The organism is Pseudomonas sp. NFR16, assembly GCF_900108875.1.
GTDB lineage: Bacteria > Pseudomonadota > Gammaproteobacteria > Pseudomonadales > Pseudomonadaceae > Aquipseudomonas.
The window spans coordinates 442,838-463,671 of sequence record NZ_FNYJ01000003.1 but is presented as its reverse complement, the minus strand read 5'-3'; the positions used below and the strand labels follow the sequence as shown (position 1 = coordinate 463,671).

General features: G+C 62.6%; 14 protein-coding genes and 2 tRNA genes. 6 read left to right on the top strand and 10 right to left on the bottom strand.

The window, feature by feature from the left end; genetic code table 11:
• The first annotated feature begins 21 nt into the window (after nt 1–21).
• A complete protein-coding gene (locus BMZ10_RS15090) occupies nt 22–513 on the top strand; it encodes an Lrp/AsnC family transcriptional regulator (RefSeq protein WP_093463694.1) in 492 nt (163 codons plus the stop codon).
• 198 nt (nt 514–711) lie between these two features.
• Here BMZ10_RS15090 and BMZ10_RS15085 read toward each other — a convergent pair whose 3' ends face one another.
• From BMZ10_RS15085 to BMZ10_RS15070, 4 genes are all read right to left on the bottom strand, one after another.
• Nucleotides 712–1,422, bottom strand: coding sequence for a cupin domain-containing protein (locus tag BMZ10_RS15085; RefSeq protein ID WP_093463691.1), 711 nt, complete (start codon nt 1,420–1,422; stop codon nt 712–714).
• Between the two features lie 15 nt (nt 1,423–1,437).
• The gene (locus BMZ10_RS15080; protein ID WP_177182130.1) at nt 1,438–2,721 is read right to left on the bottom strand and encodes an NAD(P)/FAD-dependent oxidoreductase; all 1,284 of its coding nucleotides are present in this window, start codon (nt 2,719–2,721) and stop codon (nt 1,438–1,440) included.
• A gap of 59 nt (nt 2,722–2,780) precedes the next feature.
• Nucleotides 2,781–3,488, bottom strand: a complete 708-nt coding sequence (locus BMZ10_RS15075; RefSeq protein WP_093463688.1) for an HAD-IA family hydrolase — start codon at nt 3,486–3,488, stop codon at nt 2,781–2,783.
• A 165-nt stretch (nt 3,489–3,653) separates the two neighbouring features.
• Nucleotides 3,654–4,601, bottom strand: a complete 948-nt coding sequence (locus BMZ10_RS15070; protein WP_093463685.1) for a LysR family transcriptional regulator — start codon at nt 4,599–4,601, stop codon at nt 3,654–3,656.
• 149 nt (nt 4,602–4,750) lie between these two features.
• Between BMZ10_RS15070 and BMZ10_RS15065 the strand changes: the two genes are divergently transcribed.
• On the top strand, nt 4,751–6,178 hold the full coding sequence (locus tag BMZ10_RS15065) for an aldehyde dehydrogenase family protein (RefSeq protein ID WP_093463682.1): 1,428 nt from the start codon (nt 4,751–4,753) through the stop codon (nt 6,176–6,178).
• A 55-nt stretch (nt 6,179–6,233) separates the two neighbouring features.
• On the opposite strand, the gene BMZ10_RS15060 is transcribed toward BMZ10_RS15065, so the two are convergent.
• The 3 genes from BMZ10_RS15060 to BMZ10_RS15050 form a co-directional block, all read right to left on the bottom strand.
• Complete coding sequence (locus BMZ10_RS15060) at nt 6,234–7,958, bottom strand: GMC family oxidoreductase (RefSeq protein ID WP_093463679.1); 1,725 nt, start codon at nt 7,956–7,958, stop codon at nt 6,234–6,236.
• 15 nt (nt 7,959–7,973) lie between these two features.
• A complete protein-coding gene (locus tag BMZ10_RS15055; RefSeq protein ID WP_093463676.1) occupies nt 7,974–9,026 on the bottom strand; it encodes an ABC transporter substrate-binding protein in 1,053 nt (350 codons plus the stop codon).
• A 209-nt stretch (nt 9,027–9,235) separates the two neighbouring features.
• Nucleotides 9,236–10,153: a LysR substrate-binding domain-containing protein gene (locus BMZ10_RS15050; RefSeq protein WP_093463673.1), complete on the bottom strand. Its 918-nt coding sequence runs from the start codon at nt 10,151–10,153 to the stop codon at nt 9,236–9,238.
• 121 nt (nt 10,154–10,274) lie between these two features.
• Between BMZ10_RS15050 and BMZ10_RS15045 the strand changes: the two genes are divergently transcribed.
• A complete protein-coding gene (locus BMZ10_RS15045; RefSeq protein WP_093463670.1) occupies nt 10,275–11,354 on the top strand; it encodes a tartrate dehydrogenase in 1,080 nt (359 codons plus the stop codon).
• 105 nt (nt 11,355–11,459) lie between these two features.
• Entirely contained in the window at nt 11,460–12,386 is a 927-nt protein-coding gene (locus BMZ10_RS15040; protein WP_093463667.1) for a 2-hydroxyacid dehydrogenase, read from the top strand.
• A 475-nt stretch (nt 12,387–12,861) separates the two neighbouring features.
• Here the strand turns inward: BMZ10_RS15040 and BMZ10_RS15035 are convergent, their stop codons facing one another.
• On the bottom strand, nt 12,862–16,695 hold the full coding sequence (locus BMZ10_RS15035; protein ID WP_093463664.1) for a bifunctional nitrate reductase/sulfite reductase flavoprotein subunit alpha: 3,834 nt from the start codon (nt 16,693–16,695) through the stop codon (nt 12,862–12,864).
• Nucleotides 16,696–17,389: 694 nt separating this feature from the next.
• Here BMZ10_RS15035 and nirB point away from each other — a divergent pair.
• Nucleotides 17,390–19,951: a nitrite reductase large subunit NirB gene (gene nirB / locus BMZ10_RS15030; protein WP_093463661.1), complete on the top strand. Its 2,562-nt coding sequence runs from the start codon at nt 17,390–17,392 to the stop codon at nt 19,949–19,951.
• On the top strand, nt 19,948–20,325 hold the full coding sequence (gene nirD / locus BMZ10_RS15025; RefSeq protein ID WP_093463658.1) for a nitrite reductase small subunit NirD: 378 nt from the start codon (nt 19,948–19,950) through the stop codon (nt 20,323–20,325). The genes nirB and nirD overlap by 4 nt, the downstream gene beginning before the upstream one ends.
• A gap of 203 nt (nt 20,326–20,528) precedes the next feature.
• On the opposite strand, the gene BMZ10_RS15020 is transcribed toward nirD, so the two are convergent.
• Both BMZ10_RS15020 and BMZ10_RS15015 read right to left on the bottom strand, forming a co-directional pair.
• Nucleotides 20,529–20,605, bottom strand: a tRNA-Asp gene (locus BMZ10_RS15020).
• 20 nt (nt 20,606–20,625) lie between these two features.
• Nucleotides 20,626–20,701, bottom strand: a tRNA-Val gene (locus tag BMZ10_RS15015).
• Nucleotides 20,702–20,834 lie beyond the last annotated feature (133 nt).

Genomic DNA, 20,834 nt, shown 5'->3' with positions numbered 1-20,834 from the left:
TGACATTGCGAGGACTGATCAATGGACGCTGCAACGAAGCTGGACCGTATCGACATCAACATCCTGGTTCAACTGCAGAAAGACGGGCGCATGACCAACGTCAGCCTCGCCGAAGCCGTGGGTCTGTCACCCAGCCCTTGTCTGCAGCGGGTCAAGCGACTTGAAGCCGCTGGCTACATCAGCGGGTACGAGGCACACGTGAACCTGGCCAAGTTCGCCAACTCGGTAACGGTCTTCACCGAAGTGACATTGTCGGATCACAAACGCGCCGACTTCGTGAAATTCGAATCGAGCATCCGCAACATCGACGAAGTGCTCGAATGCCATCTGATCAGCGGCGGCTATGACTATCTGGTGCGCTTCCTGTGCAGCAGCATCGCGCATTATCAGGAACTGATGGAATCGATCCTGGACAAGAATATCGGCATCGAGAAGTACTTCAGCTACATCGTGATCAAGTCCCCGGTGGTCAAGAGCACGGTGCCGTTGAGGAGCCTTGTGCGGGCGGTTTGAGGTTTTGGATTTTGCAGAAAAGGGCCTGGATTGGCCCTTTTTCTTTGGGTTCTGCCTGACGCTGTAGCGGGAGCACATTCATTCGCGAAACATGATCAAGGCCTTGACCCTCTACGGTTGTACCCGCGCGTCGCGAAACGGATCGCTCCGGCCGTAAGCCCCATGGGTGACGAAGGTCCATGCCTGATCGGACGCCCTTCACGCCAGAATGCAAAACACCTTGCGCACGATCTCCTCGCTGACCCACGCATTGGTCGCACCTTTGGGCACCACAACGGTTTCCCCGGCACGCACGCAATGACGGTCACCGCCTTGCGCGGTCAGCGTCACCGCCCCGTCGAGAATAAACATCAGCTCGCTGTAGCTCGGCTCAACCTGCTTGCGGGTATAACCCTCGCACTGCCACAGACCAATGCGCAGATTGGCCACGCTGAACAACGTCTCACTCCAGGCCCTGGGCGCCGGCGTCAACAGCACGCTGGCCGCGGGCGGATTGCTTGGTGCAAGCGTTCGTCCCAGATCGATTTTGATCGGCATGGCGGGCATGTCGGAACACGCCTGCAGTCCCGGAAAGGCCATGAACAGACGCCGCAACTGCCCGCGATGATGCCAGCGCACCCGCACGCCGCGAGGCACGACGAAGCAGTCACCGGCGCTCAGTTGCAGGTCGAATCCATCACCTTGCAACCTCAGTTCGCCCGCCTCGACGATCCCCAGTTCAACCCAGGGAAAATCCTCGATCAGCAGGTTGGCACCGACACTGACGCTGCTGCCGGTGACGAATCCCTGCTGCGCCTCATGGAAATGGATCACCCGCCCTGCCGCCAGCGGATCGTCTTGCAGGGCGAACGCGGCGCAAGGCAGGTCGCGGTCGGTGTGGGGCTGTGAATAGTGCAGAATCGGGGGCATGTGCTGAGTGCTCGCTCATCGTCCGATGACATCAAGGAACTGCTGCCAGCCTGCCGCCAGGCGAACGCCCGGGGCCCGGAAGGCATGCAGCGGAATGGGTTTGAACGTGTCGCCCGCCAGCAGGCCGAGCTCGACGTTTTCGCCGGCGGTCATCGCCGACAGTTGCTTGCCCATCCACGTGGACATCGCCACCCCGCCGCCGTTGTAGCCGATGGCGTAGTAGCTGCGCTCGTCGAGTTTTCCGGCATGCGGAAGGTAGTCCAGGGTCATCGCCACCAGACCCGACCAGCGATACGCGATCTTGTAATCGCGCAAAATCGGGAACACCACCGCCATGCTGCGCTGCAGGTCGTCGAAGGCGCTGCTTGAATCATTTTTTCCGAACGCGCCGCGCCCGCCGAAGATCAGCCGGTCACCTACCACGCGGAACCAGCGCAGCATGCGTTTGGTGTCGCCACAGACCTGCCCGCCGGGCATCAGCGTTGCAAGCACATGGGCAGGCAGCGGCTCGGTGGCGATGATCGCGCTGCGAAACGGAATCAGCCGACGATGCAGGCTGTCGGTGACTCGGGTCTGATCCGAATAACCGTTGGTGGCATAGATCACCTGACGCGCGCTGACGCGGCCTTGCGGCGTCTGCACGATCACTCGATCGCCTTCGTGAGTCACCCGCTGCGCCGCGCTGTTGATGAAAACCTTCACCCCGCGATCCGTCAGGTGCCGGGCGATGCCACGGGCGTAATTCAAAGGATGGATACCGCCGGCCTTGGGCGTCAGCAGGCCACCGGCAAAAATCGTCGAGCCGGTCATTTCCCGCACCTGATCGGCCGGGATCATCACCGATGAAGCGCCGCCGGTTTCCCGCTTGATCCAGTTGGCGGTGCTTTCAAGGCCCGCCAGTGCATGCACGTTGTGCGCAGCGGCGATGTGCCCGCCCATGTGCAGGCTGGCATCGGTCAGCCCCAGGGTTTCAACGGTTTCCACGAGGCTGTCCACGGCCGCGTAACCGGTGCGGTACATGTGCAAGGCGGTGTCGCGATCGTAACGCGCCATCAGGGCCGAAAAGCCTACGCGGAATTTTGGCGAGACCACGCCGCCGTTACGCCCGCTGGCGCCCCAGGCGAGCGTGTTGGCGTCGACGATCAGCGGCTCGCGGCCACTGTCGGCGATGTGTCGGGCTGCCGAGAGACCGGTGTAACCGGCGCCGATGATCACCACGTCACACTGCCGTTCACCTTCGAGCGATTGCAATGCCGGTGCGGGTTGGGCGGTGGCCGCCCATAAGCTCTGAACAGTCATGCCAGCCTCTGGGCTCAGGAAGAATGGCGCTCGCGATCGGGCGCGAGCGCCGACAGGGTTCAACCCAGTTCTTTTTCCACGGCGTCGGCCAGTTGCGCCAGCGAGGTGAAATGGTAGTGCGGCTCAGTACGTTCGGATTCCAGCGTGCCGCCAGTGCCTTTCTGGGCGAAGCGCCGCTCGATCCAGCAGGTCTGGTAACCCAGGCGCATGGCCACGCCGATGTCGTGATACTGGCTTTGCGCAACGTGGAGGATTTCTTCGAAGACAATGCCCTGCGTCGAGGCCAGCACGCCGCGTGTGTAGGCGAAGAACTGCGGATCGGGCTTTTCGAAACGGACATCGTCGACAGTGACGCGCACGTCGAACGGCTGGTCGAGCGTCTCGGCCATGTGGTTGAGAGCCCAGATCTGCGAGTTGGTGGTGGCGACCAGCTTGAAATGTTTACGCAGGCGCTTGAGGGCTTCGACCGAGTCCGGGAAGGCCGGGAAATTTTTCACCGACTGAGCCAGGCCTTTGGCGTAGTCATCGTTGTCCGGCAGCCCCAGCTTGGCGGCGATGACGTGGTAGCAGCGCTCCAGATCGTCCGGCCACCAGCCCGAATCCGTGGAGGCGCGCGCTTCGCGATAGGCCTTGAGGATGTCATCGTCGCTGCAGGCTTTACCGGCTTCGCCGGACACTTCGCGCACATGGGCGAGGATCCCGGCTTCGAAATCGATCAGGGTACCGACGACGTCGAACGTCAGGGCTTTGAACTGCATGAAAGACATAGGGCGCTCCGCAAGAAAAGTCGTGAGAGTGAAACGGGCTGGACAGGCCCATTATCTGCCCCGCTTCTCGCGCAATATTCTGTTTTGCCCTGCCCGTAAGGCATAACCTACTGTTTTTCTACTCGACGTGCCGCACCTGTGCTCAAGCGGGTTTTCAGGAGCGTTTCAAGGGGTGTTCTTGAGGACGGCGGCAAGACTCAGATGCGGGTAAAGCGCGTCGATGGCGAGCAGATCGGCGTGCATCTCTTCGATGATCCAGTCGCGCACCTGTTCGACCACCGGACGCACTGGACGACTGCCCGGCACCACCAGACAACAGCGTCGGGACGTGACCCGGACAGCATCCGTGGCAGGGACCAGCTCGCCTTTGCAGAGCGAGTTGGACACGACGTTCAACCAGCCCAGCGCAATGCCCTGCCCCAGTAACGCGGCCTGCACGACGACCGCGTAATCCGAGAACACCAGGGTGTTGTCCGGCCGGCCCGCGGTCTCGAAAGCGGCTGCCCAGCTGCGATCCTGATTGTCCATGCTGATGAGTGCCGGTACCCGCTTGCGACCCTTGCCCTGTACCACGTCGGCCAGGTATTGAGGGTTGCACACCGGCAGGACAATCTCCGGCATCACCAGTGAATCCGCGGGTTTCAGGCTGCCGGACTCCAGATAGCGCATCCCCAGATCGACATCCACCAACGGCCCGCCGATCCTTCCCGACATCAGTTGATAGCGCATGTCGACCGTGGGAAACCGTTCGTTGAAGCGGCGCATACGCGGCATCAGCCAATGCGTGGTGAACGCTGTGGACACCGACAGCGTCACGGTCTCGATGCCTGTGGCGCGCGCTTCGATTTCACTGATCGCCGACTCGATGGTGCTGAAGCCTTCCTGCACCCGACGATACAGAATGCTGCCGCTGTCGGTCAGTCGGGCGCCGCCCCGGACGCGTTCGAACAGCTGCACGCCCAGGTGCTCTTCCAGGCGCGACAACATGCGGCTGACGGCCGGTTGACTGACACACAGTTCATCGGCCGCCCGCGTGAAACTGCCACATCGCGCGGCCGCTTCGAAGACGAACAGGGAACTGGAGCTGGGGAGTTTGCGACGTAAATTAGACATGACCTGAGATTATGCTCAATCCAACTATTAGTAAATTGTCGCTGAAAAAAAACCGAGCCTACTCTTGCCAGCCAATGTGTCCGGCTCGCGACCCTCGTTTGCCCTGCCACACACCCTCGTTTCCCCTCTTCGAAGAGACCGTTGCTGATATGGATAACGCCCTGAAATTTTATATCGATGGCCGCTGGGTCGAACCCCATGGCAACACCCGCCTGCCGGTGATCGACCCCGCGACCGAACAGCCATTCTGCGAGATCGCCATGGGCAATCTGGCCGATGTCGAAGACGCCGTGGCAGCGGCGCGGCGCGCCTTTCCAGCCTTCGCACGGACGACGCCCGGGGAGCGCAAACAGTTGCTGCAACGCATCCTTGACGGGTTCATGGCACGTTACGACGAAATCGCCGAAGCCATCGTTCGCGAAGTCGGCGCGCCCACGTCGCTGTCCCACGACTGGCAGGCCGGCATCGGCAAATTCCACCTGGAACAGCTGCTGCGCACCCTCGACACGTTCGAATTCCAGAAGACCCGAGGCACGACGCTGATCAATCAGGAGGCTGTGGGTGTGGTGGCGTTGATCACGCCCTGGAACTGGCCGATCAACCAGATCGTCTGCAAAGTGGCGCCGGCCCTTGCCGCTGGCTGCACGATGGTGCTCAAGCCGAGCGAGATTGCACCGATCAACGCGCTGCTGTTCGCCGAAGTGCTGCACGATGCTGGCGTGCCGCCCGGCGTGTTCAACCTGATCAATGGCGACGGCCCGAGCGTGGGCGCGGCGCTGGCAGCGCATCCGCAGGTAGACATGGTCTCGTTCACCGGATCGACCCGTGCCGGTGTCGAGATCGCACGCCTGGCCGCGCCGACCGTCAAGCGCGTGCATCAGGAACTGGGCGGCAAGTCGGCGAACATTCTGCTCGATGACGTTGATCTGGAGGCGGCTGTGACTGCCGGTGTGAACAGCTGTTTTGGCAACAGCGGCCAGTCGTGCAATGCGCCGACCCGGATGCTGGTGCCTGCCGCGCTGCATGATCGCGCGGTGGAAATCGCTCGACGCGCCGCCCTCGCTCATCGGCCCGGCGCCCCTGCCGCGGCACACACGACGATGGGTCCGGTGATCAGCGAACGGCAGTTCGACGCGATCCAGCGGATGATTGCCATCGGCATCGATGAAGGTGCACAACTGGTGTGCGGAGGCACCGGACGGCCGGCGCATCTGCCGACGGGTTACTACGTGCAGCCGACGATTTTCGCCCATGTCAGCCCGGAGATGACCGTTGCACGGGAGGAGATTTTCGGTCCGGTGCTGGTGATTCAGCCGTACGAAAATGACGCGCACGCGGTGCAACTGGCCAACGACAGCGTGTTCGGCCTCGCCGCCTATGTGCAATCGTCCGATCTGCAGCGTGCGCGGGACATCGCCCTGCAGATGCGTGCCGGAAGCGTCTACGTCAACTATCCTGCGTGGGACCCGGCGGCGCCGTTCGGCGGGTACAAGCAGTCGGGCAACGGCCGCGAATATGCCGAATGGGGACTGGAAGCGTTTCTGGAAACCAAGGGAATCGTGGGCTGGGGCCACTGATGCGAGGCAAGCCGCGCGCCCGGTTGCACGGGCGCGCGGCGTACCGTGAAAGGCCTTACAGGTGGGCGACTGCCTCGCTCATCTGCGCCACCGGCGTCTTGATCAGATCCGCCACGCGCTCGGCGATCATGATCGTTGGCACGTTGGTGTTGGCGCACGGGATCGACGGCATCAGCGATGCATCGCAGACCCGCAAGGCGTCGACGCCTATCACCCGTGCATCGCCGGTGGTCACGGCAAGCGGATCATCCGCCCGCCCCATGCGACAGGTGCCGGACGGATGCCAGGTGCCACCGACGTTGCGCTGCACGAATTCAGTCAGCGCCTGATCGTCGGCCAGCAGTTTCTTGAGGGTCACGCCCTGAGTCACCAGGCCATGAACCAGCAGCGCCCGCAATGGACCGGCGATATCCAGCAGCACACTCAACACGCCGCGCTGCAAGGCATTGAACAGACCCGGCATCGCGACCTTCGCCACCCGCGGCGAGTAACTGGAGGCGAACACCACACTGCGCTCGTCACGCAGCGCGTCACTCGACAACGCGCGCGCGCCAAATTGCAGCGCCTGCTTGAGCCGCTGCAGATCCCGAGGATCCGAGAGCATCTCGAAGTTCACCTGCGGCTCGTCGACGGGATCGCTGGACGCCAGGCGCAGACGGCCCCGGGAGAAGGATTTGTTGACCCAGAAAAAAATCGTTCCCAACCGATAACCGATCGAATGCCAGCCTGAACGCGACAGGATCGCGCCGTGCATGTCGCCCGGCATGGCGCCTTCCACGCCGGAAGAAAACCGCACGATGGCCTGCTCATGATGTTCCTCAGGGAACGGTGTCCGGCCACGCCGGGTCAGCAACGCCGAAACCGCGATCGAAGGATGTTCCATCAGGTTGCCACCCACGCCCGGCCGGTCGGCGACCACAGGAATGCCCAGCGAACGCAGATCCTGCGCCGGCCCGATGCCGCTGCGCAGCAGGATCGCCGGACTGTGAATGGCCCCCGCGCAGAGGATGACCTGCCGCGCCATCAGGGATTCGCGCTGTGCCGCTGCGTTGATGATCCGGGCACCGACGGCGCGACGGCCTTCGATCAGCACGCGATCGACCACGCAGCGAGTACGCAGCGTCAGATTGCTGCGCCGACGCACCTCGTCGGTCAGGTAGCACACGGAGGTGGGAATCCGTTCGCCCTGCTCGCTGACCCCGATGGCGCCGACGTAAGTGCCATCTTCCCACGGCCCATTCTGATCAGGCTTGTGCGCCAGGCCTTGCGCGGCGAAGACCTGAATCACCTTATTGACGAACGGCGACAGAAACTGCGCGGGCGTGCGACGAATCCGTACCGGGCCATCGCTGCCATGAAGCGCTGCGTGCGGCGGTCCGTTGAAATCCGTGTCGTTTTCCAGCTTGCGAAAGTACGGCAGGCAGGTGGCCCAGTTCCAGCCGTCGGCGCCAAGCGTCTCCCATTCGTCATAGTCGGCGGGGGCACCACGGTTGGTCATCAAGGCATTGATCGCCGAGCCGCCGCCGAGTATCCGCGCCTGCTCGTAACGCCGCGAAGCGTTCGCCCGCAGGCCCATGAACGCCGTCAGACTTTTCCAGATATTGCTCACGTCCAGATAGGCACGACCGGGATAGCGGCTGCGGATCGCCGGCGGCATGGTCTGCGCCGAGATGTCCCGCCCCGCTTCGATCAGGCAGACCTGCACGTTCGGGTCCTCCGAGAGCCGCGCGGCGAGCACACAGCCCGCCGAACCGCCTCCCAGAATCAGGTAATCGATCATCGAAGGACCTCGCCGTCACTGAACGAACTTGAGCCAGCGATCCTTCGCCGCGATACCGGCCGGCGATGCCCACCATTCCTCGGACATCAAGGCTTGTCTGGCGGCGTTGTCCGGCGAGCTAGGCAGCTCCCTGGCCCGTTGCTCGGTGATCTTCCCGGTGCCGAAGGCTGCAGGGTTGCCGGGGCCGTAATCGATGTACAGCGGCAGGTTAGCCTGCAGTTCGGGCGACAGCGCTTCGTTGATGAACGTCACCGCGGCCGCGTAGTTCGGCGCGTCTTTGAGGATGCACAGCTGGGTGTTCTGCAACAAGCCGTCGTTGTAGGTGAAGGCGACGTCGGGATTGCTCTTCTGCACGGCACTGGCGCGACCGTTCCAGATCATCAGCATGTCGACCTCGCCATCGGCGAGCAACTGAGCCGACTGGCCGCCGGACGTCCACCACACGGCAATGTTCGGCTTGATTTGCTCAAGCCGCTTGTAGGCACGGTCGACATCCAGCGGGTACAGCTTGTCACGCGGCACGCCGTCGGAGAGTAATGCCGCCTCCAGCGTGCTCATCGGGTCGTTGCGCAACGCGCGGGTGCCGGGGAAATTCTTCACGTCCCAGAATTCGGCCCAGGTCTGCGGGATTTTCTTCAGGGTCTTCTTGTTGTAACCGATCACCGAAGAATAGAACTCGTAAGCCACCGAATACGGCGTGCGGTATTGCGCCGGCATGTTTTGCACATTGGGCATCTTGCTCAGGTCCAGCGGCTCGATCAGCCCTTCGTTGCCACCGCGAACGCAGTTGGAGGGCGGCGTGTCGATCACGTCCCAGACGGGCTTTTTCGCATCGCCCATGGCCTTGACCATCGGCCATGCATCGGGGGCGCTGTCCTGTTTGATGGTCATGCCGAGGGTCTTTGCGGCAGGGTCCAGAATGGCTTTGGTCTGGGCTTCCTGGTAAGCGCCACCTTGGGAAACGAAGGTGATCTCTCCAGCCGCCAAGGCACTGCTCGCGCACGCCACCGAAAGACTCAACAGGGATAAGACGGAACCGAAAGCTGCAGCAACAGACAAGGTTTTCATGGCAAATCATCCTGGACGTAGATTAATTCGGCAGCTCAAAAAACCTGAAGGACACCCTGCACTGTCGTGCGCTGCTCAGATTTTCTTTTTGTTGGACCGAGCGGGACATCTGGACGTTACAAGAGCATGACGCCAGCGGGCAATGCACCAATAGTCAGGATGAACATGTCTTCAAGTTATGCCGGAATTGAACCTTGGCTGCGTTGACATCAGTCCCGTCGCACGGCTGCAAACGGCAGGCGCTGATTCAACGCGTGGCTCAGGTATCGCACGAACAGCGAGATGCGTTGCGGGATGTGCGCACGATGCGGGTACACCACGAAGATGTCACCACGCGGCGCCTGATGATCGGTCAGCACCGCGCGCAGGCGCCCGGAATCCAGATGTTCCTGCGTGTCCCAGCGCGATCGGAGAATCAGGCCGTGCCCCTCCAGTGCGAGGCCGACGGCGACTTCGCCATCGTTGCTCGACAGCGTGCCTCTGACTTTGTGTGCGTATTCGCGACCGTCCTTGTGAAAGCGCCAGATCGCGTAATCACTGCCGAACTGGCGCAGAACGATGCAGTTGTGCTGCGCAAGATCGGCCACGCAGGTCGGCTCAGGCATAGCTTCAAGGTATCTGGGCGCCGCGCAGAGGATGCGTGGATTCTCCAGCAATCGCACGCCGATCAATCGTGAATCGGGAGGCTCGCCCATCCACACGCCGAGGTCGAACTGGTCGTCCAGCAGGCTGGGCGGCTGACTGCTGAGCTCCAGGGAAATCTCCAGTTCCGGATGCAGCCGGGCGAACTCCGAGACCACCGGCGCCAGATGTCGTCGGCCAAAACCGAGCGTGCCGTTGATCCGCAGACGCCCGCGCAGTGTCGGCTGACGACTGTTGAGCGCGCTTTCCAATTCCTCAAGCTGGCGCAGGATGGGCCGGCCACCTTCCAGGTACTGCGTGCCTTCCGGCGTCAGCGAAAGCCGGCGCGTGGTGCGCTGCATCAATTGCACCCCGAGGCGAGCTTCGAGTTGACTCAAGCGCTTGCTCACTGCCGGCAGCGATAACCCCAACTGACGGGCCACTTCGGTCAGGCTGCCACGGCTGGCCACCTGCTGGAAGAAACTCAGGTCATCGATGGCGCTCATCGATTCTTTCCCCAAATCTAAGAATGGATTTCATTGAAGGCTAATTATTAATTCCAGAACACTGCATACACTCACTGGCATTGGCTTTCAATCCCAGCCTCTCAACCCAGGAGTCGAACCCATGAGCAAGGCCCGGTACAAAATCGCCGTCATCCCCGGCGACGGCATTGGCAAGGAGGTCATGCCGGAAGGCGTGCGCGTGCTGGACGCCGTGGCCGCCCGCCACGATCTGGACTTGCAATGGGACTGGTTCGATTTCGCCAGCGCCGATTACTACCTGGCCCACGGCAAAATGATGCCCGACAACTGGTTCGAGGTGCTCAAGGGGTATGACGCGATCTACTTCGGCGCGGTGGGCTGGCCCGACGTGGTGCCGGATCACATTTCGCTGTGGGATTCGCTGTTGCAGTTCCGTCGCGAATTCGACCAGTACGTCAACCTGCGACCCTGCCGCCTGATGCCCGGCGTGAAGGCGCCACTGGCCAATCGCAAGCCCGGCGACATCGATTTCTGGGTGGTCCGCGAGAACACCGAAGGCGAGTACTCAAGCGTCGGCGGCAAGATGTTCCCTGGCACCGAGCGGGAAATCGTCCTGCAGGAAACCGTCATGACCCGCGTGGGCGTCGACCGCATCCTCAAGTTCGCCTATGACCTGGCGCAAAGCCGACCGAAAAAGCACCTGACGTCGGCGACCAAATCCAACGGCATTGCGATCACCATGCCTTACTGGGACGAACGCGTGGTCGAAATGGGCAAGCAATACCCGGACGTGAACGTCGACAAGTACCACATCGACATTCTCACCGCGAACTTCGTGCTGCACCCCGACTGGTTCGACGTCGTGGTGGCGAGCAACCTGTTCGGCGATATTCTTTCCGACCTGGGTCCTGCGTGTACCGGCACCATCGGCATTGCGCCCTCGGCGAACATCAACCCGGAACGCAACTTCCCGAGCCTGTTCGAGCCGGTGCATGGCTCGGCGCCCGACATCGCCGGCAAGGGCATCGCCAACCCGATCGGACAGATCTGGTGCGGCGCGATGATGCTTGAGCACCTTGGCCATCCCGAGGCCGGGGCCGCCGTACTGGCCGCCATTGAAAGCGTATTGTCGATGGGCCCGGAAAACGCGCCGCTGACGGCCGACATCGGCGGGACCGGCAACACCGAAGCCCTCGGCAAAGCGATCGCCGCTGCGGTCTGAGCCTGAAAAAGCGCGCAATCTTCCGCTGACCCTGACGTTTTCGGAAGATTGTTTCGCAGCCCTCTGGCATCGTGACCAGACTTTCCCTGCGCTTGCGAGAACCCCATGGCCTTGCTGTTCAAAGTCGACGACGCCCGCGGCCCTGCCTGGCTGTCCCTGTTCCGGCAACATGCGCCGGACATCGACGTACGGCTGTGGCCGGACACGGGAGAGCCCTCGCAGGTGCGTTACTTCGCTGCCTGGCAGCCACCGCAGAATCTGCACGAACAGTTCCCCCGTCTCGAGGTGATTTTCGCCACCTCGGCCGGCGTGGATCAGTTCGACCTTGGCGAGTTGCCCGAACACATCAAAGTCGTGCGCATGCTCGACCCCGGCATCGCCAGGGGGATCATCGAGTACGCCTGTTTCGCCGTGCTGAGCCTGCATCGCCAGATCCCGCTGTACCTGCAACAGCAGCGCGAACGGCAGTGGCAACTGCACCCGCTCGTCCCGGCCACGAAGCGTCGCGTCGGGGTCATGGGCCTAGGCAATCTCGGCGCGGCCGTGCTCGAGAGCCTGCGCCCGTTCGGCTTCGAGTTGAGCGGCTGGGCGCGCTCCGAAAAAGACCTTCCAGGTGTGCGCTGCTTTGCGGGAAACGATCGGTTACCGGCATTTCTGGCGCAGTGCGACGTGCTGATCTGCCTGCTGCCACTGACTGATGACACGCGCGGGATTCTCAACGCGAACACCTTCACATCGATGCCCAAGGGCGCGCAATTGATCAACCTCGGACGCGGCGGCCATCTGATTGAACGGGACCTGCTGGATGCCCTGGCAAGCGGGCAATTGAGCCATGCGATCGTCGACGTCCTGAACGACGAACCGCCCGCCCCCGACCATCCGTTCTGGCAACACCCCGCCATCTGGCTGACCCCACACATCGGCGCCAACACCTCGCCCGACAGCGCGTTCAACGTCCTGCTGGCAAACATCCGCCGTCACCAGCAAGGCCAAGCCATGCTGGGAGAGATCGCCCGGGATCAGGGCTATTGAGCGTCTCAGTAGGACGAGGTGTAGCCAGTCCCATAACCGTTACGCCTTGCGTCGCCTCGGTAGGACCGGCTTTACGCTCTGCGTCGGTAGGACCGGCTTTAGCCGGGAAGAGGTCCGCGCGCGCGACATCCATTTTGCGATATCGCGACCGACGCCTTCCCGGCTGAAGCCGGCCCTACGGATTTGCGCCCTGCCTCGGTAGGACCGGCTTTAGCCGGGAAGAGGCCCGTGCGTGCGACATCCATTTTGCGATATCGCGACCGACGCCTTCCCGGCTGAAGCCGGCCCTACGGATTTGCGCCCTGCCTCGGTAGGACCGGCTTTAGCCGGGAAGAGGCCTGTGTGCACGCCATCCATTTTGCGACTTGGAAACCGACGCCTTCCCGCCCGAAGCCGGTCCTACGGATTTGCGCGTCGCCAGCTACATTCCCGGTCAGAGCGGTGGGCATCTGCTCGCTGGCGGATGTGCAACGCCTTAATACACGTCCCGCAGGTAGCGCTTTTCCTGGGCCAGCGATCGCAGATAGTCAGCGGCCCGTTCGCGACTCACGCCGCCGTGCTGGCTGACGATGTCGCGCAGGGCGTGGTCGACATCCTTGGCCATGTGCGTGGCATCGCCGCAGATGTAGATCCGCGCGCCGTCCTGTAACCAGCGCCAGAGCTCGGCGCCGTGCTGGCGAATGCGGTGCTGGACGTAGATTTTTTCCGCCTGGTCGCGGGAGAACGCCAGGCTCAGGTTCGTCAGCAATCCGGTACGCTGCAGGTCTTCGAATTCGTCGCGGTAATAGAAATCCGTTGCCGCGTGCTGCTCGCCGAAGAACAGCCAGTTGCGCCCGCGATCACCGCGAGCCCGGCGCTCCTGAAGAAAGGCCCGAAACGGCGCCACGCCGGTGCCGGGACCGATCATGATCATGGGCACATCGCCGTCGGCCGGCGGGCGAAAGTGTTGCGTCGGTTGCAGGAAAATCGGCACCTCAGCCTGCTCGGCCCGATCCGCCAGAAAGGTCGACGAGACGCCCTTGCGTTTGCCGTAACGCACCGCCGACACAGTGAGGTGCACCGCATCGGGATGCACCTTTGAACTGGATGCAATGGAGTACAGCCGAGGCTGCAGCGGCCTTAAGTGCTCAAGCAGTTCCTGCCCCGACGCGCGAAGCGGAAACTCGCGCAGGACATCCGCCAGCTGTCGCCCCCACAACCAGCTTTTCAGCTCATCCTTGAACGGTTCGCTGAGCAAGGTTTTCAACTCCTCGTTGCCGCTGCTTCGGGCAATGAACGCCAACGTCTCCGCGTTCGGCCGCGCGATTTCAAAGCGCTCGGTCAACGCCTGCCGCAGCGAAACATCACCCGCCTCCGCGATTTGCACCGGCCGGTCGCCTTCAAGCCCGGTCAGTTCAAGCACCTCGTCCACCAGCACCGGGCAATTGCGCGGCCAGACACCCAGCGCATCGCCCGCCTCATACGTCATGCCCGAGTCGTCCAGCGTCAGCGCGAACTGGCGAGTGTCCTTGCTCGCGCCATCGGCGCTCAGTCGACGATTGATCGACAAGCGAGCTGAGTGCGGGCGTGTCCGCGAAGGTTGATCGCCTGGCTGCTGCTCGCCCTCGCCTAAGGTGGCAAGGGGAACGTCCAACGCCAGCGCCTGTTGCAACGCTGCGAACCAACGTTCGGCTTGCGGCTGGAAATCGCTGTCGCAGTCGATTCTCTGCATCAGCGCCGACGCGCCCAGTGCCGACAGGCGTTGATCCAGATTCTTGCCGTGCTGACAGAATGTTTCATAGCTCTGATCGCCCAACGCCAACACGGCGTAACGCAACGACTCCAGCCGTTCCTCCAGGGCGCATAGCGACGCCCAGAACGCCTGCCCGTTGTCCGGCGGGTCGCCATCGCCGAACGTGCTGGTGATCAGCGCGACAGTGGAGCGCTGGGCCAAAGCGGCGACCGGAAAACTGTCCATCGGCGAAACCTGAACCGACACACCGCCTGCCCGCAACAGCGCGCCGATCCGCTTGGCCAGCGCCTCGGCATTCCCGGTCTGCGAGGCCCACAACAGCGTGAGCAGCGGTGCTTCGCCGAGCAGCTCCTGCGCCTCTTCCCGCGCTTGCCCCTGCCCCTCGGCATCGGCCTGCGCCAGGTCGATGAACCGATGACCGATCAACTCGATCTTGCGCAACGCCACCGCACAGAACTTGAACTCAGGCTGCTGTGAAATCGGGTCGATGGCGTCGCTGGTCACGGCGTTGATCGCAAGGTGCTCGCCGTACACGTCATTCCAGTGAAAAGGCGCAAAACACTCGCCGGGCCGCACGCGATCCGTGACCCGAGCGGGCAATATCGCCTGCCCACGGGCCGAACGGATCTCGACCGCGTCTTTTTCCCGCACGCCCAGCGCAACGGCGTCTTGCGGGTGAATCTCGATGAAAGGCCCCGGGTTGAGCCTGTTTAACGTCGCGACCTTGCCGGTCTTGGTCAGCGTATGCCACTGATGCTGCAAACGACCGGTGTTGAGCACCCACGGGAAGGTGGCGTCCGGCATCTCGGCGGGCGGCAGGTGGGGCCGCGGCAAGAACACTGCTTTGCCGTCGAGGGTGGGAAAAACCAGGGCCGGGCGCTGGCCTTGCGCGTCCACTTTCAGCGTCTGGCTGACGCCGGTGTTGAGGTAACGCAGCGGATTGCGCGTGCCCTGCGCATCAGGCGCGCAAGGCCATTGCACCGGTCGGTCACGCAGTTGCGCATAACTGGCGCCGCGTATGTCATAGCCGGTATCCGGATTCCACGCCCGCTTGATTTCCTCGAACACCTCCTCGGCCGACCCGTAGCTGAACGCCGAGGCAAAACCCATTTCGCACGCCACGCGGGCGATGATCTGCCAGTCCGGCAGCGCCTGCCCCGGCGCATCGACCGCCTTGCAGGTCAGGCTCATGTTGCGTTCGGAATTGATCATCACCCCTTCGCCTTCGGCCCACAGCGCACCGGGCAAGAGGATGTCGGCGTAGCGGTTGGTTTCCGTGTCGAGATAGGCATCCTGGGTGATCACCAGCTCGGCGGCCCGCAACGCCTCGATCACCGTGGTGCGGTTGGCGACGCTGGCCACCGGGTTGGTACAGATGATCCAGCAGGCCTTGATCGCGCCGTCGCGCATCTGTTCGAACAGGTCGATCGTCCCGCCGCCAGGCTCACGCCGCAGGCTGCCTTGCGGTATCGCCCAGAGGTGTTCGACGAATGCACGATCGGCGTCGACCAGCAGCGAGCGCTGCCCGGGAAGTCCCGGCCCCATGTAGCCCATCTCCCGCCCGCCCATGGCATTGGGCTGACCCGTGAGTGAGAACGGACCGCTGCCAGGACGACAGATCGCCCCGGTCGCCAGATGCAGATTGCACAGTGCATTGGTGTTCCAGGTGCCGTGGGTGCTCTGGTTCAGCCCCATGGTCCAGCAGCTCATCCAGTCTGGCGCCTGACCGATCATGCGCGCTGCCTGACGAATGTCGCCTTCGGCAAGGCCCGTGATCTGCGCCACTTTGTCCGGCGTGTACGCGGCCAGAAACGCAGGCATCGTCTCCCAGCCCTGGGTGAAGGACGCGATGAAACCGGCATCGACATCGCCGTTTTCATTCAATAAATAAAGCAGGCCGTTGAGCAGCGCCAGATCGGTACCGGGCCTGATCTGCAGAAACAGATGCGCTTTGTCTGCCGTGGCGCTGCGGCGAGGATCGACGACGATCAACTTCGCGCCGGCCTTGACCCGATCCATCATGCGCAGGAACAGGATCGGGTGGCAGTCCGCCATGTTGGCGCCGGTCACAAAGAACAGGTCGGCCCGGTCGAAGTCGTCGTAGGAACCCGGCGGCCCGTCGGACCCCAGCGACAGCTTGTAGCCGCTTCCCGCACTGGCCATGCACAGCCGCGAATTGGACTCAATGCGCGACGTGCGCACGAAGCCCTTGGCCAGTTTGTTCGCCAGGTATTGCGCCTCAAGCGACATCTGGCCCGACACATAAAAAGCCAACGCATCGGGGCCATCGCGGTCGAGGATCCTGCGCAGGCGTAGCGCCGTCTGGGTGATCGCCGCGTCCATGTCGGTGCGTACCGGGTCGGCATCTCGCTGACGGCGCAGGTAGGCCGCGTCCATGCGCCCCGAATCTGCAATCGCCTCGCCGCAGGTGGTGCCTTTGGTGCATAACCGGCCGCGATTGGCAGGATGCGCCTTGTCACCCGTGACCTTGATCACGCGGTTGTTCTCGACCTGCATGACGATGCCGCAGCCCACCCCGCAATAAGGACACACACTTCGTACGCTGTTGCTCGCCATAACCATTTCCCGAGGCCAAAAAAAAGACGCCCTGTTCTCTCCCGTTCAGATGAGCGGAGAGCACACGGCGCCTTTGTCGTGAAGATGGCAATCGGCGTTGACTGCCTGTCAGCTGGCAATTGCAAAGGACAGGCCAGCACGGGGGCGGAGGCTTTCGAGCGGTCGATCGGCGGGTGAACCGGCGCGGGTGGCCTGAGATCAGGGCGCTGCGGCGTGGAAGCAAACCGGCCAGAGAACCGCGGATTTCAGCCTCGCAATGGGGCGGGCCGGACGAAAGCGCACCGTTTGCGTGCCAGATGCCTCCCGTTGCAGAGGCGTGGCGCGTCCCGAGATCGGCGGAGAATCCGTCGTGAAAGCGGTGAGCGCGGTCAGCCTGACAGGCCCTTGATCAGGCCGATCGCCGTATCGCGGCAGATCCTGTGACGCGGCACGCGCCTGCACTCATCGTGCGGCGTACGCACTGGCACACCCATTGCTTGATCACCTGCAAGTCCAGCCTGAATGCGTGGTTGGCAGCCCTGGTCGGTCAATGACGATCGTCCGCCCCACACGGCATTGGGCTCATCAGGTTGCGCCGACACTGTGGTCGAGCGACAACCCCTAAAAGAACAGGCAAAGGCGCCTGGAACCGAGAGGTTCCGGGCGCCTTTTTTTTGCTTTCAAAAAACCTGATTGGCTTAGGCCGGGACTCGATATGAACACCACAGTCGCCCCTTTTGACGATATGCAGACACTGATCGTGGTTGGCAACGGAATGGTTGGTCACCACTGCGTCGAGCAATTGATCGCCGCCGGTGCCCTTGAGCGCTATCGCATTCACGTGTTCGGTGAGGAAGGCCAGCGCGCCTACGACCGCGTTCACCTGTCCGAGTATTTCGGCGGTCGCGATGCCGAATCCCTGGCGCTCAGTGATGCCGCGCTGTATCAGCAAGCCGGACTGACGCTGCATCTGGGCGTGCCGGTGCTGGAAATCGATCGGGCGCGCCGTGAAGTGATCACGTCCGCAGGTTGTTTTACCTACGACAAACTGGTGCTGGCGACCGGCTCCTATCCGTTCGTGCCGCCCATCGAAGGCGCCGAGGGAGACTCGCGACTCGTTTATCGCACGCTGGACGACCTGGACACCATCCGCGCCGCCGCGCGTCATGCCCGACGTGGGGTCGTGGTCGGCGGCGGGCTGCTCGGCCTGGAGGCGGCCAATGCGCTGAAGTCCCTCGGTCTGGAAGCCCATGTGGTGGAGTTCGCCCCGCGCCTGATGCCTGTGCAGCTGGACGATTTCGGCGGCGCAGCCCTCAAGGCACGCATCGAAGCGCTGGGCGTCGGCGTGCATTTGTCCCGCGCCACCCAGTCGATCACGCCTGGCGAGTCTTTCCGCTATCGCATGAATTTCGCCGGTGACGACTTTCTCGAAACCGACCTGGTCGTCTTTTCCGCGGGCATCCGTCCGCAAGACGCCCTCGCCCGCCAGTGCCAGCTGGCGCTGGGTCCACGGGGCGGCATCGACATCGACGAACACTGCCGTACCAGTGACGCCGACATTTACGCGATTGGTGAATGCGCCGCCTGGAACGGCAGCGTTTTTGGCCTGGTCGCGCCGGGTTATCAGATGGCACGCAATGTCGCCGCGCAATTGTGCGATCAGGACGCTGAACCGTTCTTCGGCGCCGACATGTCGACCAAACTCAAGCTGCTGGGCGTCGACGTGGGCTCCATCGGCGATGCCCACGGTGCACTGACCGGCGCGCGCAGCTACCGTTTTATCGATGAAGCCACGCACACCTATCGCCGGCTCGTGGTGTCCGCCGACGGCAAACAGGTGCTGGGTGCGGTGCTGGTGGGCGATAACAGTTATTACGACACGCTGCTGCAATACGCGCAGAACGGCATCAAGCTGCCGGCCGACCCGTCGAGCCTGATTTTGCCCCACAGCGACGGCGCGCCCACTCTGGGTGCCGACGCCTTGCCGGCGACCGCCACGATCTGTTCGTGCCATAACGTCAGCAAGGGCGCGATCTGTTCGGCCATCGACAGCGGCTGCAGCGACCTTGCCGGGATCAAGGCGTGCACCAAGGCGGCCACCGGCTGCGGCGGCTGCTCGGCCTTGCTCAAAAGCGTGTTCGAGCACGAACTGACCGCGCGCGGGGTTACGGTGGACAAAAGCCTGTGCGAACACTTTGCGTTCACGCGGCAAGAGCTGTACGCCTTCGCTCGGGTCGAGACGATCGAGAGTTTCGAGGACATGCTGGCGCGTCATGGCAAAGGCCATGTGGGCTGCGACATCTGCAAGCCGGTCATCGGCTCGATCCTCGCCTCGTGCTGGAACAAGCCGATCATGGACCCGTCACTGGTACCGCTGCAGGACACCAACGACACGTTCATGGCCAATATGCAGAAGAACGGCACGTATTCGGTGGTGCCGCGCATTCCAGCAGGCGAAATCACCCCGCAGGGGCTGATGGCGATTGGCGCCGTGGCGAAAAAATACGATCTGTACACCAAGATCACCGGCGGTCAGCGCATCGACCTGTTCGGCGCCCAGCTGCATGAGCTGCCGGACATCTGGGCCGAGCTGATCGCGGCCGGCTTCGAAACCGGACACGCCTACGGCAAATCGACACGCACGGTGAAGTCTTGCGTCGGCAGCACGTGGTGCCGCTACGGCGTGCAGGACAGTGTGCAAATGGCGCTGAACATCGAGGATCGTTACAAGGGCCTGCGTTCGCCCCATAAACTGAAATTCGCGGTTTCCGGTTGCACCCGCGAATGCGCTGAAGCGCAGAGCAAGGACATCGGCGTGATCGCCACCGAAAACGGCTGGAACCTCTATGTGTGCGGCAACGGCGGCATGCGCCCGCGACACGCCGAGCTGTTCGCCACGGACCTGGATGACCAAACGCTGATTCGCTACATCGACCGTGTGCTGATGTTCTACATCCGCACCGCCGACAAATTACAACGCACCTCGGTATGGCGCGAGTCGCTGGAAGGTGGACTGGATTACCTCAAGGCAGTGGTCATCGACGACAGTCTGGGGCTGGCCGCCGAGCTGGAAGCGCAAATGCAAGTGGTGGTCGATCGGTATGAATGTGAATGGGCGAACGCGCTCAAAAGCCCGGAGAAACTCAAACGCTTTCGCACGTTCGTCAATGACAAGGCGGCCGACCCCGACATTCATTTCGTCAAGGAACGCAGCCAGCGGCGGCCGGCGAGAGCCAGTGAACTCAACCTTATTCCCGTCCAGGAGACCGCACGATGAGTCAGGCCAACGCAGTGATGCTGGATGCTCCACAGAGCCGGGTCTGGCGCGCCGTGTGCGGGCGTGATGATCTGGTGCTCAACTCCGGCGTCGTAGCCCTGGTGGGCAATACGCAGGTGGCACTGTTTTACGTCGCTTCGATCAGTGGCACGCCAGAGCTGTTCGCAGTCGATAATCGTGACCCGGTATCGGGCGTCAACGTGATCGGACGTGGCTTGATCGGGAGTCTTGGCGGCGATCTGGTGATTGCGTCGCCGTTGTACAAGCAGCATTACCGTCTGGAAAACGGCACCTGCCTGGAAGATGCTTCGTTGAAACTGCGCACCTGGCCGGCGCGATTGAACGGCGATGTGGTCGAGGTGGACGTGGAGTGATGTTCGACCCGGATAGGCGTGTCTGGTAGAAGCGCGCTTGCCCGCGATTGCGACAGATCAGCCCCTGAAAGTCGGCACTGCGCAATCGCGGGCTAGCGCGCCTGCAACATGCGCCAAGGCATCAAATCGCAGGCACAAAAAAAGCGACCTTAAGGTCGCTTTCTTCGTCGTTTCGAGGAGTTCAAGGGCCTCGAAACTTAATATGGCGCAGCGGACGGGACTCGAACCCGCGACCCCCGGCGTGACAGGCCGGTATTCTAACCGACTGAACTACCGCTGCGCGTAACACCTTTCAACGAGTGGTGGGTGATGACGGGATCGAACCGCCGACCCTCTGCTTGTAAGGCAGATGCTCTCCCGGCTGAGCTAATCACCCTTGTCTCTCGGTGTGGCGCGCATTCTACGGAGCGATCAAACCTCTGGCAAGCACTTTTTCAAATAATTTTTATAATCCAACCAAAGGCTTACATCAGGGTTGGCCGCACGGTCGCGGCAGCGAATAATGCCCC

Bases quoted from the DNA above. Each gene is read 5' to 3' on its own strand.
- BMZ10_RS15050 (WP_093463673.1), bottom strand. From the start codon at position 10,153: ATGAGCGCCATCGATGACCTGAGTTTCTTCCAGCAGGTGGCCAGCCGT.
- BMZ10_RS15070 (WP_093463685.1), bottom strand. From the start codon at position 4,601: ATGTCTAATTTACGTCGCAAACTCCCCAGCTCCAGTTCCCTGTTCGTC.
- nirD (WP_093463658.1), top strand. From the start codon at position 19,948: ATGAGTCAGGCCAACGCAGTGATGCTGGATGCTCCACAGAGCCGGGTC.
- BMZ10_RS15085 (WP_093463691.1), bottom strand. From the start codon at position 1,422: ATGCCCCCGATTCTGCACTATTCACAGCCCCACACCGACCGCGACCTG.
- BMZ10_RS15090 (WP_093463694.1), top strand. From the start codon at position 22: ATGGACGCTGCAACGAAGCTGGACCGTATCGACATCAACATCCTGGTT.
- BMZ10_RS15065 (WP_093463682.1), top strand. From the start codon at position 4,751: ATGGATAACGCCCTGAAATTTTATATCGATGGCCGCTGGGTCGAACCC.
- BMZ10_RS15060 (WP_093463679.1), bottom strand. From the start codon at position 7,958: ATGATCGATTACCTGATTCTGGGAGGCGGTTCGGCGGGCTGTGTGCTC.
- BMZ10_RS15035 (WP_093463664.1), bottom strand. From the start codon at position 16,695: ATGGCGAGCAACAGCGTACGAAGTGTGTGTCCTTATTGCGGGGTGGGC.
- BMZ10_RS15075 (WP_093463688.1), bottom strand. From the start codon at position 3,488: ATGTCTTTCATGCAGTTCAAAGCCCTGACGTTCGACGTCGTCGGTACC.
- BMZ10_RS15040 (WP_093463667.1), top strand. From the start codon at position 11,460: ATGGCCTTGCTGTTCAAAGTCGACGACGCCCGCGGCCCTGCCTGGCTG.
- BMZ10_RS15045 (WP_093463670.1), top strand. From the start codon at position 10,275: ATGAGCAAGGCCCGGTACAAAATCGCCGTCATCCCCGGCGACGGCATT.
- BMZ10_RS15055 (WP_093463676.1), bottom strand. From the start codon at position 9,026: ATGAAAACCTTGTCTGTTGCTGCAGCTTTCGGTTCCGTCTTATCCCTG.
- BMZ10_RS15080 (WP_177182130.1), bottom strand. From the start codon at position 2,721: ATGACTGTTCAGAGCTTATGGGCGGCCACCGCCCAACCCGCACCGGCA.
- nirB (WP_093463661.1), top strand. From the start codon at position 17,390: ATGAACACCACAGTCGCCCCTTTTGACGATATGCAGACACTGATCGTG.